We start from the raw sequence: 25,517 nt of genomic DNA, 5'->3' as shown, positions 1-25,517 counted from the left end.
GCATGGACATCATCCGGGTGGTCGCCGCGGTCATCATCGACGCGCAGGGCCGTTTCCTCGTCGCGCGCAAGCGGGGGACCGCCGTGTTCATGCAGGCGGGCGGGAAGGTCGAACCAGACGAAGCGCCGCTCGACGCGCTGGTGCGCGAGCTCGACGAAGAGCTGGGGGTGCAGATCGGCCCCGAGCACGCGCAGCGGCTCGGCGTGTTCGAAGCCCCGGCGGCGCATGAGCCTGCGGCGACAGTGCTCGCGGAGGTGTACCGGGTGGCCTGCGCGCAGGAGCCCCATGCGCACGCGGAGATCGAGGAAATCGCCTGGATCACGCCAGGCGCGGATGATCAGCGCGCGTTCGCTCCGCTGACCGAGCTGCTGCTGGACCAGTTCCGCGCGAGCGCTTGAGCGCCTGCGGACCGGCCCGGTCTGTGTCGGACCGGTCTTGGTCGGCCCGGTTTGTGTCGGCTCAGTATTTGTCGGCGCTGGCTCCGAAGTCGTCGACCCCCCAGTCAGCGGCGAGCCGGTATCCGCGCTTGACCACGGTCTGCACGATCTTCGGATCTCCCAAACCAGTTCGGAGCCTGCCGATCGCGGCCTCCACCGCGTGCGCGTCGGCGCTGTGTCCGGGCAGGCTCGCGAGCAATGCCTCGCGAGTGACCACTCGTCCGGGCTGGCGGGCCAATGCTCGCAGCAGCGTCAGCATGGACGGCGCGAGGTGGCGGACCTCGCCGTCCACCACAACGGCCCGGGCGAGGACGGCGATGGTGTGGCCGTGGGCCCGGAACACCTTCGCCCGTCTCGGCAGCTCCTCCTCGATATGCCGGGCCAGCGCCCCGAGCCGGGAACGGGCCGGGGCGCTCGTCGGCACGCCGAGCGCCTCAAGCGGCGCGGCGGTCACCGGGCCGACGCAAAGCGCCGCCACCTGGGCGCGGAAACCATCGAGGAGCTGCTCGAACATGCCCGTCTCTTTGGCTCTGCCCAGCATGGACGCGACAGCAGGGGCGCTGGTGAAGCTCACGCCGTCGACCGTCCCCTGCGCCACAGCCGCGATCAGCGCATCCATCGCGGACTGGTCGTGCGGCGGCTCCCAACGGTAGACCGGCACGGCCAGCACCTGCGCGCCCGCGGCCTGCAATGCTTCGCTGAAGTCGGGCAGCGGCTCGAACTCTGTGGTCGCCCCGTGCAGCTGGACCGCCACACGCAACCCTTGCACGCCTTCTTCCAGCAGGCGTTCTAAGACTTCGCTCGACGACTCCGAGCTTGGCGACCACGCCTCGCGCAAGCCAGCCGCACGGATCGCGCCGGTGGCTTTCGGGCCGCGCGCCACCAGCCGCGAGCCCTGCAGCGCGTTGCGCAGCTCCTCGGCGACGCCCCAGCCTTCGGCTGCTTCCAGCCAGCCCCGGAAACCGATGCCGGTCGTCGCGACGGCCACATCCGGCGGATTCTGGATGATCTCCCTGCTGACTCGCTCCAATTCGGCGTCGTCGGCCAACGGGATAATCACAATCGCCGGGGCGTGCAGCACGACGGCGCCGCGACGGGTCAAAAGCGCGGCGAACTCGTCGGCGCGGCGCGCGGCCGTCACCCCGACGGTGTACCCCGACAGGGTCCTTTCCGGCGGGACGCGCTCTGGCAGAACTCTATCGGACTCCGGGCTGGTGGTGTCCATGCCCATCAGTGTAGTGACGCTGGCTCGCCGACCTGCTCCACCTCGGATTTCAGCGTTTCTTGGGATTCTGGGCCCTGGCCTCGGACCAGCTGGCCGATGAACGTGTTCAGGACCGCGACCAGCGGCACAGCCAAGAGGGCTCCCACCACGCCGGCCAGCACGACCCCGACCGCGATGGCAAGGATCACTGCCAACGGGTGTATCCGCACCGCGCGGCCGAGCACCAATGGCTGCAAAACATGACTCTCGAGCTGCATGACCGCCACGAGCAGGATCAGGGTGAGCAAGGCGACCAGCGGACCCTGCGTCACTAACGCGACGAGCACGGCCACCGACCCCGCGAGGACCGATCCGACCACGGGGACGAACGCGCCGAGGAAGACCAGCGACGCGAGCGGCAATGCCAACGGCACCCGCAACACGGCGAGGCCGACGCCGATGCCGATGGCGTCGGCCGCGGCCACAAAAACTGTCCCCCGGACATAGCCGATCAGCGTCTTGTACCCCGAGGAGCCAGCGGCCCGGACTCGTTCCCGAGACTCCCCCGGCACCAGCTTCGTGAGGTACTCCCAGATGCTTTTGCCGTCGCTCAAGAAGAAGATCAGGGTGAACAACGCCAGGAAGAACCCGGTCACGCCTTCGACAAGGGCCGAGGCGGTGGAGAACACGCCCTGGGTGATGTCGGAGCGGTGCTGCTGCACGAAATGCACCGTCGTGTCCCGCGCCTTCTCCAATTGGTCGGCGGAGAAATGCAGCCCGGCGTGCTCAGCCCAGACTCGCAGCTGCTCGAAGCTCTGCAGCACCTGCTCCTGCAGGGCCGGCCAGCCGTCGATGGCCTGCTGGATGATGAAGGCGAAGATCCCTGTGAGCACGCCGAGCACCAAGACCAACACCACGCCGACTGCCAGCGAGCGGGGAACTCGCCGCGACACAAGCGAGTCGACCAGCGGCGACATGAACGCCGCGAGCAGGAGCGCCAAAGCGACCGGGACGAGCACGACTTCCAGGAAGAGGAAAAGCTTCCCGAGGACCACAAGGCCCAGAAGGACGACGAGGAGCCGCCATGTCCAATCTGAGAGCTTGCGCAACGTTATGTGGATGTGCCCGTCCTGTGGAAGGACGACCTGGACGCGTTGCCCGGAGTCTGATACCTGAGTTGACATAGTCTGGCGCTCCTTATTGGACTTTCCTATGCTCGTCACAGTACCGTGGCTCGGATGGCGACCCAATCGCCAGAGGGCTCTGCGGCCCCTGGGCGCAATCCGGCGCAGATGCTGCGCCGCGCGGCGCTTGTCGTTGTTGTGGTGATCTTAGCCATCGAACTCTGGTACGTGGCGCCGGAGGTCCGCCGTTACTGGCAGGAGACGAAAAACGTCCGTTGGCTCTGGGTCGGCGCGTGCGTGCTCGCGGCCGCGGCCTCGATGGAAAGCTTCAGCCAAGTCCAGCGCACCCTGTTCGCCTCGGCGGGCGTGCGGGTCTCGACGTTGCGCTCCGCCGCGGAGATTTATGCCGCCAACTCCATCAGCTGCAGCCTGCCCGCGGGCCAGGTGCTGGCCACCGCGTTCGCCTATCGGCAGACGCGGCGCTGGGGCGCGACGGCGCTGGTCGCCTCATGGCAGATCGTCATGTCGGGCCTTCTGAAAGGGGCCGGCCTCGCGCTGATCGGCTTCGGCGGAGCGTTCCTGGCCGGGGTGAAGACCACGCCGTTCTCCCTCATCTTCATGGTCGGCGGCTTCCTCGCCTTCCTGTTCCTCGCCCAGTTCATCGCTTCGCGCCCCGAGGACATGAGCGCGCTGAGCAGCAAAATTTTCGCGTTGGTGAACCGTCTGCGCAAGCGTCCGCCCGACGAGGGCCTGCTGCGCTGGCAGCAGTTGCTCGAGCAGGCGCAGGCGGTCCGGCTCAGCCGGCTGGACGGGCTCAAGGCGTTCAGCTGGAGCATGACGAACTGGCTCGCCGATATCGCCTGCCTGGCCTGCGCCTGTTATGCGACGGACGCGCATCCGAGCCTGCCTGGCCTGCTCACCGCGTACGCGCTGGGCAAAACCGCCGCAGTCGCCGTGCCTTTGCTCCCCGGAGGGCTCGGGGTGGTCGAGCTTGTGCTGGTCCCCACCTTGACCGGCAGCGGCGTTCCCTCCGGAGCCGCGTTCTCCGCGGTGGTCATCTACCGCCTTGTCAGCTTCCTGCTCGTCACCGCCGTCGGCTGGGTGGTGTTCTTCCTGGTGTTCCGCAAGAGCGACCCGATCCACACGAAACAACCGGACGAGTTCGACCAGGAGCGTCTGGAGACGAACACCCCGAATACGTGATCCATGTCATATATATTGACAATATTCGGCTACACTCAACGACATGGACCTCGTCATCGGCGTCGACATCGGCACCGGCAGTAGCAAAGGAATTCTCGCCGCCTGCGACGGAAAAGTCCTCTCCACAGCGCTCTCACCGCACCGAATGTCCTTGCCCCGGCCCGGGTGGGCAGAAATGGACGCGGAGCGGGACTGGTGGGACGGGGTTTGCGCGATCACTCGCGAGCTGGTCGAGGCGGCCCCACCAGGCTCACGGATCGCGGGGGTCTGCGTGAGCGGCATCGGCCCCTGCCTCCTCCTGTGCGACGAGCAAGTCCGACCGCTGCGCCCTGCCATCTTGTACGGCGTCGACGCGCGCGCGACCGCCGAGATCCAAGAGCTCGCCGAGCGATTCGGCCCCGAGGCCATCGCGCAGAAGTGCGGCTCCGCGCTCTCCAGCCAAGCAGTCGGCCCGAAACTCGCCTGGGCACGCAGGCACGAGCCGGACGTCTGGGCGCGGACACGGCGCTGGTACAGCTCGAACTCATACATCGTCGCGAAACTCACCGGCGAATACATCGCCGACCACCACACGGCGAGCCAATGCGACCCCCTCTACCTCACTCGCGAGTTCGCTTGGAACACCGAATGGGCAGACGAGCTGCTCGACCATGTGCCGCTGCCGCAGCTGGCGTGGCCGAGCGAAGTGGTCGGCCATGTGCGCCAGGAAGCGTCGGAGGCCACCGCCCTGCCCGTCGGCACCCCGGTGCTCGCGGGCACTGTGGACGCCTACGCCGAGGCGCACAGCGTCGGCGTGCGCCACCCGGGCGACCTCATGGTCATGTACGGCTCGACGATGTTTTTCGTCGAGGTCATCGACAGTTTCTGCCACCATCCCGCGCTCTGGACCACCGCAGGCGTGCAAACAGGCTCGCTCGCCCTGGCCGCGGGCACCTCCACTGCGGGCAGTCTTATCAGCTGGCTGCAGTCCGTCACCGGAGGGCCCGACTTCGACGTCCTCACCCGAGAGGCCGAATCCGTCCCCGCGGGGGCAGACGGGCTCCTCGCGCTCCCCTACCTCGCCGGGGAGCGCACGCCGATCTTCGACTACGACGCTCGCGGGGTGTTCGCGGGGCTCACGATGAACCACACTCGAGGGCATCTGTTCCGCGCAGCATACGAAGGCATCGCCTTCGGCGTCCGGGACGTGCTCGAAGCCTTCGGCGAAGCAGAAGCCCCCGTGCGGCGGATCGTCGCGATTGGCGGCGGGGTCAAGAGCCCGGTCTGGACGCAAGCGGTCAGCGACATCACGGGCCAGCCCCAGGCGATCACCGAGCAAACGGCGGGCGCGAGCTATGGCGACGCACTCCTCGCGGCAGTTGGTGTGGGGCTTGTCACCCCGGAGACAGACTGGTCTCACGTCGTCTGTAAAGTCATTCCCCGAGAGGAGCGCCGCGAACGCTACGACCGACTCCACGAGACATGGCGCGAGCTGTATCGCTCCAGCAAGTCCGCTGTTCACCAGCTGGCGGGAGAAGGAAACGACCACCGTAGGAGAAGCAGTGACGCAACTGTCTGAGACCGTGCTGGAAGAGCCCGTCGCGAAGACCATGCAGGCAGTGGTCTGCCATGGCCCCCAGGATTACCGCGTCGAGGAAATGCCCGTGCCCGTGCCCGGCCCCGGAGAAGCCTTGATCCGGGTCGAAGCGGTGGGGATCTGCGGAAGCGACCTCAAATGCTTCCAAGGAGCCGCGAAGTTCTGGGGCGACGAGGGCCGGGCCCCGTGGGCGCACACCGGCGTGATCCCCGGCCACGAGTTCGTGGGCCGGGTCGTGCGCATCGACGAGGACGCGTCCCTGCGCTGGGGGGTGAAACTCGGCGACCGGGTGTCCGCCGAGCAGATCGTTCCCTGTTGGGAGTGCCGTTTCTGCCGCAAGGGGAACTACCACATGTGCGTGCCGCACGACATTTACGGATTCCGCCGAGGCTACAACGGCGCCATGGCCACCTACATGCTCTTCCCGGCAAAATCGCTGGTGCACAAGATCTCAGGAGAGCTGGCGCCCGAGCACGCGGCGTTCTGCGAACCGCTCGCCTGCTCGCTGCACGCAGTGCAACGAGCCCATATCCGGTTCGACGACGTGGTGGTCGTGGCGGGCTGCGGGCCTATCGGCCTCGGCATGATCGCCGGGGCGAAAGCCCGCAACCCGCAGCACATCGTGGCGTTGGACATGAAACCGGAAAAACTGGAACTGGCCGCCCGTTGCGGCGCGGACACCACGGTGGACATCTCGCAGAACGATCCGAACGGGGTCGTCCTCGAACTCACCGAGGGGCTCGGCGCGGACGTGTACCTGGAAGGCACCGGCCACGCCTCTGCTGTGCCGCAAGGCCTCAAACTCCTGCGCAAACAAGGAAAATACATCGAGTACGGGGTTTTCCGGGACGCGGTCGCCGTCGACTGGACCATCATCAGCGATGACAAAGAGCTCGATGTCCTCGGCGCGCATTTGGGCCCGAACTGTTGGCCGACAGCCATCCGCATGCTCGAGTCCCAAAGCCTCCCGCTCGACGACATTTGCACCCACCAATTCCCGCTGACGGATTTCGAAAAGGGCTTCGAACTCGTCGGGGACGGATCGCGGTCCGTGAAGGTCTCGCTCATCCCTTCCTGAGCCCGCCAGGTACGCTCGGTGCGATGAGGAGAGCTGTCGCTTTCGCAGCAGCCGCCGTGCTCGCAGGGTGCGCGAGCGGAGCCGCCAAGGAGGAACCGCATCTTGAGGCGCTTTCCTCGCGAGTGAAGTTCGCGGAAATCGGCGTCGACGCGCACCAGGAAGCCGTCACAGCGCTCGCCCGGCGCAGCGCCCAGCTCGCCCTTGACGAACTCGACGCGCTCGCGCCGGACCATGACACGGTGTTCAGCCCATGGGCCCTCGTTCGCCGCGAACGGATCATCGCTGACGCGAACGGCGCAGGCGAGGACCCTGCGATCGCCGCGATGATCGGCCAACTCGAAAAGTGGCAGGGCGACCCTGACAGCGTCCCGAACGCCGGGGCCGACGGCACACCTGTTCTGCGCAGCAGGACCGCGCTGATCGCGGACCGGTCCCTCGCAGTCGCCCCCGAATTCCTCGACCTGCTCGCCGAAAACTTCGACATGGGCCTCTATCTCGCGCGAGGGGGCGACCCGAAACTGGCCGAGGCGGTGAACGGGTGGGCTCTGGGCACGGTCAACGCGCGCTTCAGCGGACCCATGCCGGGGCTCGGCGCGCAGCACGGGGTGTATTTCGCCGATCTGACCGAACTGCTGGCGGGGTGGCGTTTCCCGTTCCGGCCTGAATGGACCTCGCCAGCGCCGTTCACCACGGCGGGCGGCGCGTCGGCGCAGCCGCCCACCATGCGCGGCGTCGTCCTCGCCCGCACGGCAGCGGGGACTGGTTGGCGGGCCGCAGAGCTCCCGCTCGCCGACGGCGTCGAGATGCGGCTGGTCATCCCCGTCGACCCGCGCGCCTCCCTCTCGGGCATATTGCCCGCGGCCCGCACCGCCTTGGCGAGCGCCCCGCCCGCACCGCTGGGCTTTGCCCTGCCGCGCTGGTCCGCGCTTGCCGACCTGACCGGAGCCGCAGAAGCAACCGCCCAGGCCGCCCTTCCCCGCCTCGCGCCCGAAGCCAGGGCGAGCGGCTGGTCGAGCCAGGCCGCTGTGGCGTTCGGCGAGCAAGGCGTGTCGATGGCGCCGCCGCCCCCCGTCTCAGGGCCTGGCGGCGCGACGGCCCCGGCGCCCGCGATTTCTTTCGCCGCGGACCACGCCTTCTGCTTCGAAATCTTCGATCCGGGGACCGGCTTGGTGCTCCTCGCCGGACGCGCCGCGCACCCCGGCTCCTAAGGCCGGTGCGCTCGGATGCGCTTTGGCGGGGAGACGCCGCCGAGAAAACCAGGGCAGGTAATCTGCCTCACATGCGCAAGCCTTCCCCTTGGGCCGATCTTGACCGCGACCAACGCAGCGCCTTCCTCGCCTCGTGGCTCGGTTGGGCGATGGACGCCTTCGATTTTTTCATCCTCACGCTGGTGTTGAACGAGATCGGGCAGGAGTTCCATGTCTCCAAGCGCCAACTCACCTTTCTCATCACCGTCACCTTGGTGATGCGCCCGCTCGGGGCGTACCTGTTCGGGATCTGGGCGGACAAAGCGGGCAGGCGCGTCCCGTTGATGGTGAACGTGTGCTTTTATTCGACGGTGGGGTTCCTCGGCGCCTTCGCGCCGAACTTCGCCGTCCTTGTGGTCCTGCGTCTGCTCTACGGGATCGGCATGGGCGGGGAATGGGGCATCGGGGCCGCGCTGACCATGGAGAAGGTGCCGCCCGGCAAACGCGGCTTCTTCTCTGGGATCTTGCAGGCCGGTTACGCCAGCGGCTTCCTCTTCGCCTCCGTCGCGCATTTGTTCTTGCACTCCTGCCTGGGGCTTTCCTGGCGCTGGCTGTTCGGCCTGTCCATCCTGCCCGCGCTCATCTCCCTCATCGTGCGCGCCTTCGTCAAAGAGTCCGAGGTCTGGGTGTCCACACAGGAGAAGATGCGGGCGCACGGCTCGTCGGTGCGCGCGGTGTTCTTCGACCCGGCCGTCCTGCGCCGCTTCGGCTACCTGATCCTGCTCATGACCGCGTTCACGTCGCTCTCCCACGGCACCCAAGACCTGTACCCGACCTTTTTGAAGGAGACCGAGCACGCGGGCCGCGCGCTGTCCTCGGCCGTCGCCGACTGGGTCATGATCGTCGCGAATGCTGGGGCGATCATCGGCGGCGTTTTTTTCGGATCGCTCTCCGACCGGATCGGGCGACGCGGCGTCATCGTCCTCGGCTCGCTGACGACCCTGCCGCTCCTGCCGCTGTTCACTGTGCCGCACAACCCATGGCTGCTCGGTTTGGGGATGTTCCTCGTCCAAGCGACGACCCAAGGGGCTTGGGCCGCGGTGCCCGCGCATCTCTCCGAGCTGTCCCCCAACGCCATCCGGGGCTTCTACCCCGGCGTGACCTACCAGCTCGGCAATCTCTGCACCTCGTGCAACGCGACCCTGCAAACCGGCATGGCTGCGGCATGGGGTTATCCGGTCTCGTTCTGGGTCCTTGTCGGCGCGGCGTGCGTTTCGCTCGCGGCCCTCACTTGGTTCGGCCCGCACGCCGACGGGGTGGACTTCACCGCCCAGGACGAGAAAGAAACCGCTTTTGATTAGGTCTGCGAATTTCAGGGGCGGTTCTGGGTGAATTTCAGGGGTGTCGGGGCTCTGGAGCCATGATCAATATCGGTGAATCCTAGGGGCGCCTGCGCTGTGTCTGTAAGCTGGTTTGGCAGCTTCTCGATCTCTAGGAGGAATGGGATGTCTGGTTTCCGTCGGCGTGAGCTGCTCGTCGCGGGTTCCGCTCTGGCGGCCTCTTCTCTCGCCGGGGTGTTCGGTGGAAGCGAAGCAGGGGCGGACGTGCGCCCGACGGGCTCGATCTCTTATCCGCTCGACGGGCTTTCGATTCCTAAGTCCCTAGCCCCGTGGGGCCTGGATCGCTCTCGTGCTGTTCTGCTCGTCCACGATATGCAGCATTATTTCGTCAAACCGTATCGACTCGGCTCGGATCCGATGAAGACGGTGCTGGCCAACGCCAAGTCTTTGCTGGACACAGCGCGTGCCAGCGGGATCCCCGTCCTGTACTCCGGTCAGCCGGGAGGCATGACACCAGAGCAGCGCGGACTCTTCCTGGACCTCTATGGCACAGGTATGCCCGACGACGACGCGGAGCGGGCCATCGTGCCACCGTTGGAGCGAACGAGCGCTGACGTGTTCATCACGAAATCGAAGATCAGCGCCTTCTTCCACACCGATCTGCTCGACACTCTGCGGTCTTTGGGCAGGGACCAGCTCGTCATCGTCGGCGTCTACACGTTCTCCGGGGTCGCGGCCACCTCCATGGACGCGCTGCAGAACGACATCGAGACGTTCATCGCGGCGGACGCCACTGCGGACTACACGCTCGACGAGCACCGACAGGCCCTCGCATGGTGCGCGGCCAGGACCGCCAGAGTCGTGACCGCTCAGAGCATCGCAACAGCACTGCGCTGACGACACTGGCGGCCTGCGAGCTAGTTTCCGGTCTCTGATTTCGCGCGGCTTTGGGCGAGGCGGTAGGAGTCTGTGCCGGTCTCGATGATGTGGCCGCCGAAGGTGAGCCGGTCGACTATGGCGGCGCAGAGGCGGGGGCCGGTGAAGGTCTTGGTCCAGCCGCCGAAGGGCTCGTTGGAGGCGATGGCCACTGATGCTTTCTCCTCGCGCTCGGTCAGCACTTGGAACAGCAGCTCCGCGCCTTTGCGGTCGAGCTCCATGTAGCCGAGCCCGCCGATGGCCGCCGCGCGCCCGTAGCGGGTGATGGTCTTGGCGAGCTGTTGCTCGTCGGCAGCCTCGACCAGCTCGTTGACGAGCTTGGTCGCCAACGTGTGTCTGACCCGATGGCCCGCCATCGCGGCCTCGGTGCCGAGCGCGATGAGCAGGTGGGACTTGCCGGTTCCCGAGTCCCCGATCAGGCAGAGCGGCAGGCCTTTCTTCACCCAGTCGCATTTCGCGAGAGTGTGGATGGTCGCCGGGTCGATGTTCGGGTTCGCCTCGAAGTCGAACGAGCGCAGCGACTTGTCGCGGGGGAAGCCCGCGGCTTGGATGCGTCTTGCCGCGCGGCGGCGGTTGCGCTCGTCGCACTCGCCCAGCAGGAGTTCGGCGAGGAATCCCCGGTAGGCAGTAGAAGGCCTCAAGGCCGAAGTGCGAGCGGAACGCGATCCACCGCTCGGTCTCCACCCGTTGGCGGGAGAACCCGAGAACCGTGGCCACGGCGGATTTCAAGTTGTCGTAGCGGACCTTGCCGAACGGAACCCCGCCGATCACAGAGAGCGCGTGGGCGTGGCCCTCGAAGAACGCCTCCTGACCGGCGGAGAGGAACACCCTGTGCACCGCACGCCCCGAATAGGAGAGGCGGAACGCGAACAAGGCGCACTTCACCGCCTGCCCGCGCAGGCTGTCCACCACGTCCCCGAAATCGACCTCGGCCTCCCCTCCGGGGCGGTGGGTCTGCGCGACGAACACCTCGGCCGGCGCTCGGCCCGCCTCCTTCGCGATCTCCGGGCGCCGGGCGCGGACGTAGGCCAGGAGGACGTTGTAGGACACCTCTTCGGCCAAGCCGACCCCATCGCCAGATAGATCGTCTCCCACCCCACCCTGTGCGCACGTCGGATCTCGAGCGGCGCGAGCCCCGCACGCACGTCCCGTCGGATCGCCGCGTACAGCTCCACCTTCGATCTTGGCGGGGTCACCCCATCGTGCTACTACCCGGACATGACCTACAGGTGCACCTGAAATTCACAGCTACGAACTTCTCCACAAACAACCCGCACCTGAAATTCAGCTACACACGCACCTCAAATTGACGGTCATAATCACCGCTTTCATGGGTGAGGATTGTTCACAACCCACGGAGCAAGCACCTCTTGACAAGCCCGAAAAAGGACGGTCTTCCGCGCCTGGCCGACAGCACGGAGCCTCCGGCTCCGCCGATGCCGAGCAGCCGGTCGCTCCTAGGAGTTCCAGGATTTGAACACGAACGGCGGCGTGTTCGGCGGGGTCTCCAGCCAGGGCAGGGGCTTCTTGGTGAGGGTGAACTGCGCGATATTGATATGTCCCGTGCGGAAATAATGCGCGCTTCCCGCAAGGTAGTTGATATAGATTTGGTACAGCTCGGGCGAGCTCAAGGCGATGATTTCGTCTTTTTTCGCCATGAAGTTCTCCAACCAGACGTCCAGCGTCTTGCCATAGTGCAGGCCGAGGGGCTGGATCATGTCGCAGCGGAATTTTGCCTTGGCCGCCTCGGAGACGATGGACTGCGGGTCCACCAGCTCCGCGCCGGGGAAGATGTAATTCCTGATCAAATGCGTGTAACGGATGAGATTGCGGTCGACTTGCCACAAGCCCATCTGCTCCAGCGCGGCCCTGCTGTAGCCGACGATGCAATGCAACAGCATCTTCCCATCCTCGGGGAGCATGCTGTACGCCTTTTCGAAGAAAGCCCCGTGCCGTTCGACGCGGAAATGCTCGAACGCCCCGACCGAGACGATCCGGTCCACTTTCCCCTCGTACTCCTCCCAGCCCTGGAGCACGACTTCCGCCTTGCGCTTGCCGTCCAACGCCGCAAGCTTCTTCTTCGTGTACTCGTATTGGCTCGGGCTGATGGTCAGGCCGATGACGTTCACGTCGTACTTCTCGTAGGCCCGGATCAGCCCGGCTCCCCAACCGCAGCCGATGTCCAGGAGGGTCATCCCCGGCTCCAAGCCCAACTTGCCCAGCGCGAGGTCGAACTTCGCGATCTGCGCCTCTGCGGAAGTCATATTCGGCCTCGGCCAGTACCCGCAGGTGTAGCCGAGCGTCTCGTCGAGCCACAAGGAAAAGAACTCAATAGAGTTCTCCACGTCATAGTGCGCTTCTATATCTTCATAAAAAGGCCTTAATTTCGTCATAAAATATGTTCCTTGCAGTCGTCATTAACTCTTTCATGGCTGTTGAGCAGCGTTTCGGTTCCTGCACGAGCACTACTCCCCTAGAGTACAGCAGCGCGACAAACAAGCATACTGCATACGCGCAGAACACGCTGCTCCGCTCAAGAAATGCGTCCTAAAACACGTTCCGCGGAGCCAGGATCAAATATATAGAATTGATAAAGAAAATATATATGAATGAGATACATGAAAAAAGACGGGGCGCAACTAGAACTAGTTGCGCCCCGTCTTTTTCAATCCGAAGAAAAATTACTTGTTGATCTTCGTGACACGACCAGCGCCGACGGTGCGGCCGCCCTCGCGGATCGCGAAGCGCTGTCCTTCTTCCATGGCCACCGGCTGGATCAGCTTCACCGAGATGTCGGTGTTGTCGCCCGGCATGACCATGTCCTTGCCCTCGGGCAAGGTGACCTCGCCGGTCACGTCGGTGGTGCGGAAGTAGAACTGCGGGCGGTAGTTGTTGAAGAACGGGGTGTGACGACCGCCTTCTTCCTTGTTCAGGATGTAAGCGGTGCCCTCGAACTCCGTGTGCGGGGTGGTGGTGCCCGGCTTGATCACGACCTGGCCGCGCTCGACGTCCTCGCGCTTGATGCCGCGGACGAGGAGGCCGACGTTGTCGCCCGCCTGGCCCTGGTCGAGCAGCTTGCGGAACATCTCGACACCGGTGACCGTGGTCTTCGTCGCCGTCGGCTTGATGCCGATGATCTCAACCTCTTCGTTGACGTTGATGACGCCGCGCTCGATACGGCCGGTGACCACCGTGCCGCGGCCGGTGATGGTGAAGACGTCCTCGATCGCCATCAGGAACGGCTTGTCGGTCTCACGAACCGGGTCGGGAACGTTCTCGTCCACAGCCTGCATGAGCTCGGCCACGGAGTCGACCCACTTCTGGTCGCCCTCAAGAGCCTTGAGGCCGGACACGCGCACGACCGGGGCGTTGTCGCCGTCGAACTCGTTCGAGGACAGCAGCTCGCGAACCTCGAGCTCCACGAGCTCGAGAATCTCTTCGTCGTCCACCATGTCGGACTTGTTGAGAGCCACGAGGATGTACGGGACGCCGACCTGGCGGGCGAGCAGAACGTGCTCGCGGGTCTGCGGCATCGGGCCGTCGGTCGCGGCGACCACGAGGATCGCCCCGTCCATCTGGGCGGCGCCGGTGATCATGTTCTTGATGTAGTCGGCGTGGCCGGGGGCGTCGACGTGCGCGTAGTGACGCTTCTCGGTCTGGTACTCGACGTGCGAGATGTTGATGGTGATACCGCGAGCGCGCTCTTCGGGCGCGTTGTCGATCTGAGCGAAGTCGCGCGCCTCGTTCAGGTCCGGGTACTTGTCGTGCAGCACCTTGGTGATCGCAGCGGTCAACGTGGTCTTGCCGTGGTCGACGTGACCGATAGTCCCGATGTTGACGTGCGGCTTGGTCCGCTCGAACTTAGCCTTGGCCACTGTTGTGTCCTCTTTCTTTCCTAGGTAACTGTTGGCGGCGGGTTCCCGGCCCTGAATGGCCGGGGCCGCCGTGACGTATGGCGGTTATTCGCCGTTCGCCTTGGCGATGATTTCCTTCGCGACGCCCCCCGGAACCTCCGCGTAGGAGTCGAAGAGCATGCTGTAGTTCGCCCGGCCCTGGGTCTTGGACCGCAGGTCCCCGACATAGCCGAACATCTCCGACAACGGCACCAGCGCGGAAACAACCCGCGAAGTGCCGCGTTGGCTCATCTCTTGGATCTGCCCGCGACGCGAGTTCAGATCGCCGATGACATCACCCACGTAATCGTCCGGGGTGATGACTTCCACCTTCATGATCGGCTCGAGGATCACCGGGTCGGCTTTGCGAGCAGCCTCGCGCAGCGCTTGGTTTCCAGCCGTCTTGAAGGAGAGCTCGTCGGAGTCAACCTCATGGTACGCCCCGTCGAGAAGCGTGACCTTCACATCGGTGAGCGGGTAACCGGCGAGGACGCCGCCCTGGAGGGCGTCCTTGACGCCGGCGTCCACAGACGGGATGAAGTTGGTCGGGATGCGGCCACCCGTCACGGCGTTGGCGAACTCGTAACCCGAGCCGTCCTCGGCCACTGAGGGCTCCAGCTTGATGATGACACGGGCGAATTGGCCCCTGCCGCCAGTCTGCTTTTTGTGGGTGTATTCGTGCTTGTCCACCGTGCGACGAATCGTCTCGCGGTACGCGACCTGCGGCTTTCCGACGTTCGCCTCGACCTTGAACTCACGCTTCATCCGGTCGACGAGGATGTCAAGGTGCAACTCGCCCATGCCGGAGATGACGGTCTGGCCGGTCTCGTGGTCGAGCTTGACCTTGAAGGTCGGGTCCTCTTCGGCGAGCCGGTTGATGGCGATGCCCATCTTTTCCTGGTCGGACTTGGTCTTGGGCTCGATGGCCACCGAGATGACCGGGTCCGGGAAGGTCATCGACTCCAGCACGATCTGGTCGTTCACGTCGGAGAGGGTGTCGCCGGTCGTGGTGTCCTTCAGGCCCATGACCGCGTAGATGTGCCCGGCCTGGGCGCTTTCGACTGGGTTCTCCTTGTTGGCGTGCATCTGGAAGAGCTTGCCGATGCGCTCTTTCTTGCCCTTGGTGGAGTTCACCACGGCGGAGCCGCCGTCGATCTTGCCGGAGTACACCCGGATGTAGGTGAGCTTGCCGAAGAAGGGGTGCGCGGCGATCTTGAAGGCCAGCGCGGCGAACGGCTCGTTCGAGTCCGGGTGGCGCTCGACGACCGCTTCCTCGTCGTTCGGACGGTGCCCCAGGGTCGCGGGGATGTCGAGGGGCGAGGGCAGAAAGTCGATGACCGCGTCGAGCAACGGCTGCACGCCCTTGTTCTTGAACGCGGAGCCGCAGAGCACGAGGAAGCGCTCGCTGGTGAGGACGATCTTGCGCAGACCGCCTTTGATCTCCTCGATGGTCAGCTCTTCCCCGCCGAAGAACTTCTCCAGGAGCACCTCGTCGGTCTCGGCGACAGCTTCCAGCAGCTGCTGGCGGTATTCCGCGGCCTGTTCCTTCAGGTGGGCCGGGATCTCCACCACGTCGTACTTCTCGCCGAGCTTGGTGTCCGCGCTCCACACCAGCGCGCGGTTGCCGACGAGGTCGATGACGCCCTCGAAGTCGTTCTCCGCGCCGATGGGCAGCTGGATCGGCAGCGGCTTCACGCCGATGCGGTCCACCATGGTCTTGATGGTGTAGAAGAAGTCCGCGCCGAGCTTGTCCATTTTGTTGACGAAACAGATGCGGGGGACGCTGTACTTGTCCGCCTGGCGCCACACCTGCTCGGTCTGGGGCTCGACGCCCTCTTTCCCGTCGAACACCGCGACGGCGCCGTCCAGCACGCGCAAGTTGCGCTCCACTTCGACGGTGAAGTCGACGTGGCCGGGGGTGTCGATGAGGTTGAGCTGGTGGTCGTTCCAGTAACAGGTGGTCGCGGCCGAGGTGATGGTGATGCCGCGCTCTTGCTCCTGCTCCATCCAGTCCATCGTGGCGGCGCCCTCGTGGACTTCGCCGATTTTGTAGTTGACCCCGGTGTAGTAGAGGATGCGCTCGGTCGTCGTGGTCTTTCCGGCGTCGATGTGCGCCATGATCCCGAAATTGCGTACCCGGTTCAGGTCCGTCAATACGCTCTGTGCCCCGGCCATGTCTCTACTTTCTCTTCAAAATCAACTCGTGAATGTCAACAGGCGGTCGTGGCGCCAAGTTGTGCGTTGCTCATGGAGCAGATCACCACCGGTAATGCGCGAAAGCCCGGTTGGCCTCAGCCATCTTGTGGGTGTCTTCGCGACGCTTCACCGAAGCGCCCAAGCCGTTCGAGGCGTCCAGCAGCTCGTTGGCGAGACGCTCCTCCATGGTCTTCTCCCGACGGGCGCGGGAGAATTTGACCAGCCAGCGCAGCGCGAGCGTGTTGGAACGCCCCGGCGCGACCGGGCCGGGCACCTGGTAGGTCGCGCCGCCGACGCGGCGGGAGCGGACCTCCATGGTCGGCTTCACGTTCTCCAGCGCGCGCTTGAGGGTGACGACGGGGTCGGTGCCGGTCTTGTCGCGAGCGCGCTCAAGGGCGCTGTAGACGATGCGCTCGGCGACGGACTTCTTGCCGTCGAGGAGGATCTTGTTGACCAGCTGGGTGACGACGGGCGAGCCGTACACCGGATCGTTCACCACGGCGCGGCGCGGCGCGGGGCCCTTGCGGGACATTAGCTCTTCTCCCTCTTCGCGCCGTAACGGCTGCGAGCTTGCTTGCGGTTCTTCACGCCCTGGGTGTCGAGGGCGCCGCGGATGATCTTGTAGCGAACACCGGGGAGGTCGCGCACACGCCCGCCTCGGACGAGCACCATCGAGTGCTCCTGGAGGTTGTGCTTCTCGCCGGGGATGTAGGCGGTCACTTCAACCTGGCTGGTGAGCTTCACACGCGCGACCTTACGCAGCGCGGAGTTCGGCTTCTTCGGAGTCGTGGTGTACACGCGGGTGCACACGCCACGACGCTGCGGGCTGCCCTTCAGGGCAGCGGTCTTGACCCGGTTGCCCTTGGGCTGCCGGCCTTTTCGCACCAGCTGGTTAATAGTTGGCATACCTTCTACTTCCTCAATAACGTCCAGGCAGCGTGCCGACCAGGAGGAATCTGTTGATAATTCAGAACCATGGACAGGCACGCAAATGAGCCCGACTCTGTCAGGCACGACGGATCAGTCTAGCGCGACCCGCGCGCGGCGTCAAAAAAGCACTCCGGGCCCCGCCGGCCCATACGATGAAGCCTATGCGACGTTTCCTCCCGTCTCTGCTCGCCGCGCTCCTGATCGCAGGCTGCGCGCACACCGACGAGTCCGGGCCGAGCGGCAAGAGCGCCCCCAGCTCGCCCGCGCGACCCGCGCTGGCCTGGGAGCCTTGCCCCTGGGAGGGCGACTTCCTGCGCGCCATCGGCACAGAGCGCGCGGCCCAGTTCCAGCACGGCTTCGAGCTCGGATGCGCGAGCGTCACCGTCCCGCAAGACCACGACAAGGCCGACGGCCAGACCATGCGCGTCGCGCTCTCCCGCACCCGGTCCAAGGACGCGGGAGGCAAGAACCGCCCCCCGCTCCTGGTGAACTTCGGCGGGCCGGGCCAACCCGGCGTCCGCGAGGCCGCCGCCATGGCCCTGCGCGCCGAGAACGACCTCGCCGCGCATTTCGACGTCATCGGCTTCGACCCGCGCGGCGTCGGCGAGTCTGAGCCCGTCGTGTGCGGCCCAGATCCCGCGCAAGAGGCCAAACAGCAAGTCCTGGACCCGCGCGACCCGGCGCAACTGGCCAAACTCAGGGCCAGAGTCGCCGCGGTGGCGCAGGACTGCGAGGCCAAATACGGCTCGAAGCTCGCCGCGATCAACACATACCAGACCGCGCAGGACATCGACAGCATCCGCGTCGCCCTCGGCGCGCAGCGCATCGACTACCTCGGTTACTCCTACGGGACGTTCCTCGGGGCCGCCTACGCCCACCTGCATCCTCGGCAGATACGCGCAGCGGTCTTCGACTCCCCCGTCGACCTGCGGCGGGACCCGGTGAAAACGGAAGAGGAAGCGGTCCAGGCCAAAGAGAAAGCCTTCGACTCGTTCTTCGACTGGACGAAGACCCAGCCGAGCTACGCGGACCTCGCCAGCGCTCGGGGCTTCCTGGGGCAAGGCCTCCTCGACCCTGGGGCCGGGCAGCTGCTCGCCGGGATCAGCACCCTGCTGTCCTCCCCGGCGAAGTGGCCAGACCTCGCGGAAGGCCTGCGCTCGGTGATGAGCACAGGCGACAGCGCGGCGCTGCGCAAGGCTGATCCGGGCTTCTCCATGGCGAACTGGACTGTGCTCTGTGACGATCTGCCGCAAGACCGCCGCCCGGACGACGCGGCGGTGCGGAGCCTCGCGTCGCAATGGGCGCAAAAATATCCGACCTTCGGGCTGTACGAGCTCGGCTACGGCAACGGTCTGGTGACCGGATGCGCCGGTTGGCCCGCGCCCGCCCACCCGGTCACATCCGACTTCATCGACAGGGCCGCCCCGCCGGCGGGTGGGGCCCCAGGCCCCAAGCCGCTGGTCGTCAGCGGCGAGACAGACCCCACCACCCCCCTGGCCTGGGCCGCGCCTTTCACGGAAGCTGTCGGCGGCGTCCTGCTCGTGACCGCCGAACCAGGCCACGGCCATTACTTGCGCGGGGGCGCGCGGCGCGCGCCCGAAAACGGCGCGGCGGAAAAGAACTGCGTGGACGCAGCAGTGGACGACTACCTCGTCACCGGGACACTGCCCCCGGAGAGCTCGCGCTGCCCCGTCTGAGCAGGGCGCGCCGCCATGGGCCGCAGCGGCATAGACTCGACGTATGCGTTTCTCGCTCTGGGCCTCCGCCTCGCAATCCTGGCCAGACCTTCTGGACGTGGCCCGCCTCGCCGACTCCGGCGGCTGGCACGCCCTCTACCTCGCCGACCACTTCATGCCCCGCGCTGCGACCGCCGCAGACCCAGGCGGCCCCATGCTGGAGGCCACCGCCGCGCTGTCGGCGCTCGCAGCGGCCACACACAGGGTCCGCCTTGCGCACCTCGTGCTGTCGATGACCTACCGGCATCCCGCCGTGCTCGCGAACTGGGCCGCCACGACCGACCAGATTGCCAACGGGCGGCTCACGCTCGGGATCGGCGCGGGCTGGCAAGAGAACGAGCACCGCGCCTACGGGCTGGCGCTGGGAACGCCGAAGGAGCGCGTCGACCGCTTCGCCGAAGGCCTCCGGGCGATCCGGGGCCTGCTCGGGCAGACGGCCACCACCCTCTCGGGCGAGTACTACCAGCTGGACGGGGCCGTGAGCGAGCCGAAGCCAGTCCAGGAGCATATGCCCGTCCTGATCGGGGCCTCGGGCCCGCGCATGCTCTCACTCGTCGCCCAGCACGGCGACGAGTGGAACACATGGACCAAACCCGGCGAGTTCCGCACAGCGGCCGAACCGCTCGACGCGGCGTGCGAACGACACGGGCGCGACCCGAAATCCGTGCGCCGCTCCACCCAGGCCGGAATCTTGGTCACCGACGAGCCGGAGCGGGCGCGGGCGTTCGAAGCAGACACCAGGATGCCCTCGGCCATCGCCGGAACTGCTCAGCAGATCGCGGAGAAGGCCGCCCTGTGGAAGGACGAGGGCGTGGACGAGATCATCATCCGAGACGAGTCCCTCGGGCGCGGCCAACGCCGCGCCGACGCGTGCGCGGCCTTGTGGGAGGCGCTGAGCCAGCTGCGCTGAACGTCGGCCCGGATTACGACTGGGCCCCCTGGTACAGGCCAAGGTCGATGTCCAACCCGGATTCCTCTTCGGCGGCGGAGCTCGCGCCCGCGTCCGCGGCGGAATCCTCGATCATCTCCGAAAGATCGACGCCAGACGCCTTGAAGGACTCCAAGACATTGGCGAGCACAGTCGGCGAGACGCTGGAAAGCGCGGTGAGCGACGCGGCGGCGTTGCCATTGGCCGCGACCCTGTCCAACGCGGCGATCGGACGAGAAGCGGCCTCGGTGGCCGCGACCAAAGCGTTGAGCACGTCCGGCAAAGCCAAAAGGCGCGCGCCCACCGAGTTGTAACGGTTCAACGCCTCCGCGACCTGCTTCTTGCCCTCGGCTTCGGCGGCCAGCTTGACACGCAAACCCTCTGCCTCCGCCTGCATGAGCGCGAGCAGGCCGGAAGCCTCCGCCTCCCGTTCCGCGAGCAGGGCTTGGGCCGCCGAACGGCGCGCGTCCGCGATGGCCTCGCCGACTTTGCGCGTCGCCATCGCCTGGGACTCGGCTTGCAGCACCGCCGCTTGATGCTGGCCTTCGGCGCGTTTGATCGCGGCTTGCCCCTCCGCTTCGGCGAAAGCGATCACATCGGCCTGCAGCATCGCCTGGGCGTGTTCGGCGCGGAGCTCCTGCACGGCGATGCTGGCCTCGATCCGGGCCGCCTCCGCCTGCTCTTGGGCGATGCTGATGTCTTTGCGCGCCTGCGTCTCGGCGAGCGTGCCCGCTTGGTCGGCCAAGGCGTTCTCGGTGTCGACCTGGGCGCGGAGCTTCGCAAGTTCCACATCGCGCCGCTGCGCGGCCTGGGCGATGGCGATGTCCGATTCGGCCTTCGCGACGGCGCCGGCCTGCTTGGCCTGGGCCGATTGGACGTTGCTGTCCCGCTCCGCCTCGGCCGTGCCCACGAACGCGTCGCGCTTGGCCTCGGCGATCCGGCGGCGGCCCAACGAGCCCAGGAACCCGTTCTCGTCGGAAAGCGCCGCGATTTTGACAATGTCGACGGTGTAGCCGATCCGGGACAGGTCGGCGCTCGCCTCGTCGATGAGCTTGCGGGTCAGCTGCTCCCGGTCGGCGTTGAGCTCCTCCATCGTGGTCCGCGCCAAAATCTCGGACAAACTTCCGGAAAGGATCTCGTTGAGCTGGGACCGCAACTCCAGCCGGTCCACGCCCAAAAAGCGCCGGATCGCGAGTTCGACGGCCTCGTCGGACGCGCCGACCGACACCATCCCGACCGCTTCCAGGTTGACCGGCACGCCGCTGCCGGAGAGCGCCCCGTCCAGCTTGATGCGGACGCTGAGCGGTTCCAGCGTCAAATAGTCCACCCGCTCGAAACCGGGCAGACGCAAACGCCCCCCGCCTCGGATCACCTTGGGCTTGCCGCCTCGCCCAGTGAACACGCCAACCTTGTTGGGGGGCACTTTGACGTAGAGCAGCGGCAAAAGAATGACAAGCCACGCGACGGCGACCACGACAGCAATAGCGATGGTCATCAAGAGCGAATTCCTCTCGGTTTTGACCGGGCGCACCTGCCCGGATCCTGCAACACGCGAAATGCGCGTGCCGTGAGCGGCGATACCGCCATGACATAGTGTAACTTTTCGGTATCGCGCCCGTGCGCCTTGCTCGCATTTGCGCCTTGAGAGACTATAGGCGGCGGAGAATCGCGCCGCGTCTCCCGGCCTCGGCGAGACGCTCTCGCCAGTCAGGTTCTTCCAGATCAACCCCTGCTATGACGGGCCGCTGCGCCGCTATCCGGTCGTATGCGGCACGAGACTCGCGACCAGAGCGCACAACAGGACCGGGCAGCCCGGTCAATCCCAATTTCGTGCGCGCGGCGTTCAAAGCGTCCAACGCCTCGTCCAACGCCTCGATCACCGCTGCCGTGTTGTTCGCGCACATCGCCTCGGCCAAAGCCGGGTCCGAGCCCGCGACACGGGTCCCGTCGCGAAACGACCCCGCCGCCAGGCCCAACGCGAGCTCCCCGCCCGCCGCGCCCGTGTTCGCGAGCACCGCCGCGAGCAAATGCGGCAAGTGCGAGATTCGGGCGACGGCCCGGTCGTGCTCGGCCGCGAGGGCGGGCACGACCACCGCGCCGAGCCCCAAAGCCAGCCGCGCCACCTCGGCGAACCCCGCGGCGGTCACCGCTTCGTCCACGCTCACCACCCATGCGGCGCCGTGGAACAGCGCGGCGTCCGCGGCCGCCCAACCGCTGTTCGCGCTTCCCGCCATCGGATGCCCGCCGACGAACCGCCCGCCGAGCCCGTGCTCCTCGGCGGCGGCGAGGATCGGCGCTTTGACGCTCCCGACGTCGGTGACGACACAGGAGCCGCCAAAAGCGGCGATCCGGGCGAACACCCCCCCGGTCGCGGGAAGCGGCACCGCCACGACGATCACGGCCCGGCGCAGCTCGGCATGCTTGAGCGCGCTCTCAAGCTCGCCGAAAACCGTGAACCCCGCAGCTCTCGCCGCGTCGAAGGTCCGGGCCGAACGGACGTAGCCGAACACCTCCCGCCCGGCCTCGGCGGCCGCTTTGACAACAGAACCGCCGATCTGCCCGAGCCCGATGACGCAGACGGGGGAAGAGTCGCGGATCGCCATAGCTCAATAGGGTCTCATGCGGCCGCGAGCGCCGCGCATGGGGCCGAAGCCCGCGCGCAGTCGGGCAAAGCGGTGATGCGAGTGCGCATCCCCCGGAGAATCCGGCTACCGTAGAAGCTATGTCGTCGCAACATGCCAAGGGGCCCGTCGGACTCGCGGTCGCGGTCGTGCGCGAAGAGGGGCGCTGGCGCGTGTTGGGCCTGTCCCCCAAGGTGCTCACGAGCCTTGAGCAGGCCGAACGAGAACTCCGCGAGCTGCGCAGCACCAGCGCGGTGTTCGGACTGATCAACGTGGACGACGAGTTCTTCGTGATCGTCCGTCCAGGACCGGGAAGCTCGCGGCTGCTTCTGTCCGACGCGACCGCGGCGCTCGACTACGACCTCGCCGCCGACGTCCTTGACGAGCTGCATGTGGAAATCCCGGACCCAGACGAGCTCGACGACGACGAAGAGCCTTGGGCGGAAGGGGATTTCGGCATTCTCGAAGACTTGGGCCTGCCAGAGTCCGTGCTCGGCCTCATTGTCTCCGAGTCCGACGAGCTGTACGCGGACGAACAACTCGCGGCGCTCGCCCGCCAGCTCGGCTTTGAAGAAGAGCTCGAAAAGGCCGACCAGCGCCCACGCGGGTGAACAGGGACCCCGACGGCGTGCCCCAACCCCGAAATCCCCAACAATGAGCACTGACCGCCAAAACCCCGCCACCGAGGATTTCGACGCCGGGGACCCCGACGGCGTGCCCCAACCCCGAAATCCCCAACAATGAGCACTGACCGCCAAAACCCCGCCACCGAGGATTTCGACGCCGGGGACCCCGACGCCGCGCTGATGCGCGAGGCCCTTGCCGCCGCAGGCGCCGCAGGCGAGCTGGACGTGCCGGTCGGAGCCGTCGTGTTCGGCCCAGACGGCAAGGAATTGGCCCGCGCCGCGAACGCCAGAGAGGCTTTCGGCGACCCGACCGCGCACGCGGAAATCCTCGCATTGCGCCAGGCCGCCGCAATCCTCGGCGATGGCTGGCGGCTCATCGGCTGCACGCTGGCGGTGACCCTGGAGCCATGCACAATGTGCGCGGGGGCTGCCGTGAACGCCCGGATCGCCCGGATCGTCTTCGGCGCGCGGGAGCCCAAGACCGGCGCGGTCGGCTCGTTATGGGACGTGGTGACGGACCCTCGGCTCAACCACCGGCCACAGGTGCGCTCCGGAGTCCTCGAAGCCGAATGCGCCGAGCTCACCCGAAGTTTCTTCCGCAAGCTCAGGGCACGGCAAACCCCGAAAACGGCAATCGCCGAAAACGGCAATCGCTGAAAACGCCAAAGCGGCGCAGGGCATCCCCCGAGAAGCGGGGCGTGGGCCTTGGCGATCTGTTCGCCAAGGCCCACGCCCCGGAAGAGCTCGAACTGCGGAACGCGACGTTGCGCGCTTGCCAGTCGAGGAAGACCTCCTGCCTGCGCTCGACGAGAAGGGCTGGCGCCGTGTCGCGCGAGCCATAGCCACGACAGCGCACCGGTACGGCTTTGCGGTCATTTCTTTCCCACCGGGCCTTGTCTGTCCGGACATGCCGCCAACCACGCATGTGGCGATTTCTCATGGCACAAGAACACCCCGCGCCGACTGTCCGGGGCAGCATGCCCGCCTGCCCGATCCCCGGCGAATGCGGTTTGTGCTCCCCCACCCGCTCGTGTAGAGTCCACCGCTTGGTGGCGTGTCCGAGCGGCCTAAGGAGCACGCCTCGAAAGCGTGTGACGTGAAAGCGTCCGAGGGTTCAAATCCCTCCGCCACCGCCAAAATTTCTGAGTCCGAACCGCAGTGCTCCTTCGTTGGCCAAAGCCCTCGGGCACAAGCGGAAACCCCTCCCCGAATCATAGGGGCGGGGTTTCCCGCCCTCCTTTCGACGCCCCTGCGGCCTGGGGCGCGCACGGCTCACCGACTGTTTTCCAGACTCCGGCCCGCTCGCACGAGTTGGGCCAGCGCCGACCTGGCCGTGCGCTCCGCGTCGTGGCCCGCGAGCCAACTGCCGCCTTGCAACTCGGCGGCCATCCGCTCCCTGCGGTCGTCGGCCCCGAGCCGGGCGTCGCGGTAGATCCGCCCCATCCTTCGCGAGCTCTGCTGAATCCGATGGATGCGGTCCCGGCTCACATCCTCGTACATGCGCAGACGGCCTGCGAGTTCGCCGGTGTCGGCGCCGGCGAGCAAAACACCGAGCGTGACCGCGTCCTCCATGGCGGTGTTCACGCCTTGGCCGAGGTACGGGAGCATCGCGTGCGCGGCGTCGCCGATCAAGGCGACTCGGCCGCTCGTCCATCGGCTCAGCGGGGGCCGGTCATAAATGCCCCATCGGAATGTGTGGTCCATCGCGTCGATGACACGACGCACCTCCGGGTGCCAGTCCTCGTATTCGCGGGCGAAGTCTGCGATATCGCCCGGAGCGGACCAGGAGCCTTCTGGCAGGGTGTTCGGGACAGAAGCCACCACGTTGAGCAGCCTCCCCCGGCAGACAGGATAGGTGATGAAGTAGCGGTCTTGGCCGAGCCATTGGCACAGCCGGGCGGTTTCGGCCTTCCCCACGAGGCGCTCGGCGGGAACCAGCCCCCGGTAGGCCATGATGCCTTGCCCCTCGGGGAGCACCGGCTCGCCTATGCAGCCTTGCACGACCGAATGGATGCCGTCCGCCCCGATCACCAGGTCGAACCGCTCGTGCTCGCCGTTCGCGAAGAAGACCTCCACGCCGTCCTCGTCCTCTGCGACGCGCTCAAGGGTATGGCCGAGGCGCACCGCTTCGGAAGGCAGCTGCTCCTTGAGGACCCGCTGCAGCTCGCCCCGGTGCGCAGGGTACACGACAGGGCTTTCCAAAGTGCCGTTGCCGTGCGGGTCCGCGTCGGGCGACAACGAGTCGCCGTGCCACATCTGCGGCGGACGGCACCGCACCGGCAGCGCGACCTCGCCCACTGCCGACCGGGCGCCGATGCTCGCCAAAGCGCGCATGCCATTGGCCCTGACCACAACTCCGGCCCCGATCTCGCGAAGCTCCTGGGCTTTCTCGAACACCACGGCAGAAAGACCGTTCTCCCGCAGTGCGATCGCCGCGGCGAGACCGCCGATCCCACCGCCGATCACCGCTGCCCGCAGACGTTGCACGCTCACTCCTTCACG

The 25,517-nt window shown here is 66.5% G+C and carries 22 protein-coding genes, 1 tRNA gene and 1 pseudogene; 13 read left to right on the top strand and 11 right to left on the bottom strand.

What is annotated here, in order from left to right; translation table 11 throughout:
* Positions 1-2 precede the first annotated feature (2 nt).
* On the top strand, positions 3-398 hold the full coding sequence (locus SROT_RS02820) for an NUDIX hydrolase (RefSeq protein WP_013137497.1): 396 nt from the start codon (positions 3-5) through the stop codon (positions 396-398).
* Positions 399-459: 61 nt separating this feature from the next.
* Here the strand turns inward: SROT_RS02820 and SROT_RS02815 are convergent, their stop codons facing one another.
* On the bottom strand, positions 460-1,662 hold the full coding sequence (locus tag SROT_RS02815) for a uroporphyrinogen-III synthase (RefSeq protein WP_148223319.1): 1,203 nt from the start codon (positions 1,660-1,662) through the stop codon (positions 460-462).
* Positions 1,663-1,667: 5 nt separating this feature from the next.
* Positions 1,668-2,825: an AI-2E family transporter gene (locus tag SROT_RS02810; RefSeq protein WP_013137495.1), complete on the bottom strand. Its 1,158-nt coding sequence runs from the start codon at positions 2,823-2,825 to the stop codon at positions 1,668-1,670.
* Positions 2,826-2,879: 54 nt separating this feature from the next.
* On the opposite strand from SROT_RS02810, the gene SROT_RS02805 reads away from it, so the two are divergent.
* From SROT_RS02805 to SROT_RS02780, 6 genes are all read left to right on the top strand, one after another.
* Complete coding sequence (locus SROT_RS02805; RefSeq protein ID WP_013137494.1) at positions 2,880-3,968, top strand: lysylphosphatidylglycerol synthase transmembrane domain-containing protein; 1,089 nt, start codon at positions 2,880-2,882, stop codon at positions 3,966-3,968.
* 43 nt (positions 3,969-4,011) lie between these two features.
* Entirely contained in the window at positions 4,012-5,526 is a 1,515-nt protein-coding gene (locus SROT_RS02800) for an FGGY-family carbohydrate kinase (RefSeq protein WP_013137493.1), read from the top strand.
* 31 nt (positions 5,527-5,557) lie between these two features.
* Positions 5,558-6,622 carry an alcohol dehydrogenase catalytic domain-containing protein gene (locus SROT_RS02795; protein ID WP_083777905.1) on the top strand — a complete coding sequence of 355 codons (1,065 nt, stop codon included), beginning with the start codon at positions 5,558-5,560 and terminating at the stop codon, positions 6,620-6,622.
* Between the two features lie 23 nt (positions 6,623-6,645).
* Entirely contained in the window at positions 6,646-7,830 is a 1,185-nt protein-coding gene (locus SROT_RS02790; protein WP_013137491.1) for a serpin family protein, read from the top strand.
* A 71-nt stretch (positions 7,831-7,901) separates the two neighbouring features.
* Entirely contained in the window at positions 7,902-9,170 is a 1,269-nt protein-coding gene (locus SROT_RS02785) for an MFS transporter (protein WP_013137490.1), read from the top strand.
* Positions 9,171-9,314: 144 nt separating this feature from the next.
* Complete coding sequence (locus tag SROT_RS02780) at positions 9,315-10,046, top strand: isochorismatase family protein (protein WP_013137489.1); 732 nt, start codon at positions 9,315-9,317, stop codon at positions 10,044-10,046.
* Positions 10,047-10,066: 20 nt separating this feature from the next.
* Here SROT_RS02780 and istB read toward each other — a convergent pair.
* Positions 10,067-10,708: pseudogene (istB, locus tag SROT_RS02775) on the bottom strand (IS21-like element helper ATPase IstB); the annotation flags it as partial.
* 208 nt (positions 10,709-10,916) lie between these two features.
* Here istB and SROT_RS17345 point away from each other — a divergent pair.
* Entirely contained in the window at positions 10,917-11,168 is a 252-nt protein-coding gene (locus SROT_RS17345) for a hypothetical protein (RefSeq protein WP_148223318.1), read from the top strand.
* 374 nt (positions 11,169-11,542) lie between these two features.
* Here the strand turns inward: SROT_RS17345 and SROT_RS02765 are convergent, their stop codons facing one another.
* The 5 genes from SROT_RS02765 to rpsL form a co-directional block, all read right to left on the bottom strand.
* Positions 11,543-12,478: a class I SAM-dependent methyltransferase gene (locus tag SROT_RS02765; RefSeq protein ID WP_013137488.1), complete on the bottom strand. Its 936-nt coding sequence runs from the start codon at positions 12,476-12,478 to the stop codon at positions 11,543-11,545.
* Positions 12,479-12,766: 288 nt separating this feature from the next.
* Positions 12,767-13,960 carry an elongation factor Tu gene (gene tuf / locus SROT_RS02760; RefSeq protein WP_013137487.1) on the bottom strand — a complete coding sequence of 398 codons (1,194 nt, stop codon included), beginning with the start codon at positions 13,958-13,960 and terminating at the stop codon, positions 12,767-12,769.
* An 84-nt stretch (positions 13,961-14,044) separates the two neighbouring features.
* Complete coding sequence (gene fusA / locus SROT_RS02755; protein ID WP_013137486.1) at positions 14,045-16,153, bottom strand: elongation factor G; 2,109 nt, start codon at positions 16,151-16,153, stop codon at positions 14,045-14,047.
* 82 nt (positions 16,154-16,235) lie between these two features.
* On the bottom strand, positions 16,236-16,706 hold the full coding sequence (gene rpsG / locus SROT_RS02750; protein WP_013137485.1) for a 30S ribosomal protein S7: 471 nt from the start codon (positions 16,704-16,706) through the stop codon (positions 16,236-16,238).
* Complete coding sequence (gene rpsL, locus SROT_RS02745; protein ID WP_013137484.1) at positions 16,706-17,080, bottom strand: 30S ribosomal protein S12; 375 nt, start codon at positions 17,078-17,080, stop codon at positions 16,706-16,708. The genes rpsG and rpsL overlap by 1 nt, the downstream gene beginning before the upstream one ends.
* A 185-nt stretch (positions 17,081-17,265) precedes the next feature.
* Here rpsL and SROT_RS02740 point away from each other — a divergent pair, with 185 nt between their 5' ends.
* Complete coding sequence (locus SROT_RS02740; RefSeq protein WP_245535343.1) at positions 17,266-18,801, top strand: alpha/beta fold hydrolase; 1,536 nt, start codon at positions 17,266-17,268, stop codon at positions 18,799-18,801.
* A gap of 43 nt (positions 18,802-18,844) precedes the next feature.
* Positions 18,845-19,750, top strand: a complete 906-nt coding sequence (locus tag SROT_RS02735) for an LLM class flavin-dependent oxidoreductase (RefSeq protein WP_013137482.1) — start codon at positions 18,845-18,847, stop codon at positions 19,748-19,750.
* A 13-nt stretch (positions 19,751-19,763) separates the two neighbouring features.
* Here the strand turns inward: SROT_RS02735 and SROT_RS02730 are convergent, their stop codons facing one another.
* Entirely contained in the window at positions 19,764-21,266 is a 1,503-nt protein-coding gene (locus SROT_RS02730; protein WP_041407593.1) for an SPFH domain-containing protein, read from the bottom strand.
* 151 nt (positions 21,267-21,417) lie between these two features.
* Positions 21,418-22,371, bottom strand: coding sequence for a prephenate dehydrogenase (locus tag SROT_RS02725; protein ID WP_013137480.1), 954 nt, complete (start codon positions 22,369-22,371; stop codon positions 21,418-21,420).
* A gap of 119 nt (positions 22,372-22,490) precedes the next feature.
* Between SROT_RS02725 and SROT_RS02720 the strand changes: the two genes are divergently transcribed.
* From SROT_RS02720 to SROT_RS02710, 3 genes are all read left to right on the top strand, one after another.
* Entirely contained in the window at positions 22,491-23,000 is a 510-nt protein-coding gene (locus SROT_RS02720) for a tRNA adenosine deaminase-associated protein (protein ID WP_013137479.1), read from the top strand.
* 129 nt (positions 23,001-23,129) lie between these two features.
* A complete protein-coding gene (locus SROT_RS02715) occupies positions 23,130-23,672 on the top strand; it encodes a nucleoside deaminase (RefSeq protein ID WP_013137478.1) in 543 nt (180 codons plus the stop codon).
* Positions 23,673-24,063: 391 nt separating this feature from the next.
* Positions 24,064-24,151, top strand: a tRNA-Ser gene (locus SROT_RS02710).
* A gap of 136 nt (positions 24,152-24,287) precedes the next feature.
* Here the strand turns inward: SROT_RS02710 and SROT_RS02705 are convergent.
* On the bottom strand, positions 24,288-25,502 hold the full coding sequence (locus SROT_RS02705) for an FAD-dependent monooxygenase (RefSeq protein WP_013137477.1): 1,215 nt from the start codon (positions 25,500-25,502) through the stop codon (positions 24,288-24,290).
* Between the last annotated feature and the right edge of the window lie 15 nt (positions 25,503-25,517).

The organism is Segniliparus rotundus DSM 44985, assembly GCF_000092825.1.
Taxonomy (GTDB): domain Bacteria; phylum Actinomycetota; class Actinomycetes; order Mycobacteriales; family Mycobacteriaceae; genus Segniliparus; species Segniliparus rotundus.
The sequence above is the reverse complement of the archived record's forward strand: the minus strand, read 5'-3'. Positions and strand labels throughout refer to the sequence as shown.

Coding starts and splice junctions, on each gene's coding strand:
- SROT_RS02815 (WP_148223319.1), bottom strand. CDS start 1,662: ATGGACACCACCAGCCCGGAGTCCGATAGAGTTCTGCCAGAGCGCGTC.
- SROT_RS02785 (WP_013137490.1), top strand. CDS start 7,902: ATGCGCAAGCCTTCCCCTTGGGCCGATCTTGACCGCGACCAACGCAGC.
- SROT_RS02795 (WP_083777905.1), top strand. CDS start 5,558: ATGCAGGCAGTGGTCTGCCATGGCCCCCAGGATTACCGCGTCGAGGAA.
- SROT_RS02715 (WP_013137478.1), top strand. CDS start 23,130: ATGAGCACTGACCGCCAAAACCCCGCCACCGAGGATTTCGACGCCGGG.
- SROT_RS02720 (WP_013137479.1), top strand. CDS start 22,491: ATGTCGTCGCAACATGCCAAGGGGCCCGTCGGACTCGCGGTCGCGGTC.
- SROT_RS02800 (WP_013137493.1), top strand. CDS start 4,012: ATGGACCTCGTCATCGGCGTCGACATCGGCACCGGCAGTAGCAAAGGA.
- SROT_RS02765 (WP_013137488.1), bottom strand. CDS start 12,478: ATGACGAAATTAAGGCCTTTTTATGAAGATATAGAAGCGCACTATGAC.
- SROT_RS02810 (WP_013137495.1), bottom strand. CDS start 2,825: ATGTCAACTCAGGTATCAGACTCCGGGCAACGCGTCCAGGTCGTCCTT.
- SROT_RS02735 (WP_013137482.1), top strand. CDS start 18,845: ATGCGTTTCTCGCTCTGGGCCTCCGCCTCGCAATCCTGGCCAGACCTT.
- SROT_RS02740 (WP_245535343.1), top strand. CDS start 17,266: ATGCGACGTTTCCTCCCGTCTCTGCTCGCCGCGCTCCTGATCGCAGGC.
- SROT_RS02725 (WP_013137480.1), bottom strand. CDS start 22,371: ATGGCGATCCGCGACTCTTCCCCCGTCTGCGTCATCGGGCTCGGGCAG.
- SROT_RS02780 (WP_013137489.1), top strand. CDS start 9,315: ATGTCTGGTTTCCGTCGGCGTGAGCTGCTCGTCGCGGGTTCCGCTCTG.
- SROT_RS02805 (WP_013137494.1), top strand. CDS start 2,880: ATGGCGACCCAATCGCCAGAGGGCTCTGCGGCCCCTGGGCGCAATCCG.
- rpsG (WP_013137485.1), bottom strand. CDS start 16,706: ATGTCCCGCAAGGGCCCCGCGCCGCGCCGCGCCGTGGTGAACGATCCG.
- SROT_RS02820 (WP_013137497.1), top strand. CDS start 3: ATGGACATCATCCGGGTGGTCGCCGCGGTCATCATCGACGCGCAGGGC.
- fusA (WP_013137486.1), bottom strand. CDS start 16,153: ATGGCCGGGGCACAGAGCGTATTGACGGACCTGAACCGGGTACGCAAT.
- SROT_RS02790 (WP_013137491.1), top strand. CDS start 6,646: ATGAGGAGAGCTGTCGCTTTCGCAGCAGCCGCCGTGCTCGCAGGGTGC.
- rpsL (WP_013137484.1), bottom strand. CDS start 17,080: ATGCCAACTATTAACCAGCTGGTGCGAAAAGGCCGGCAGCCCAAGGGC.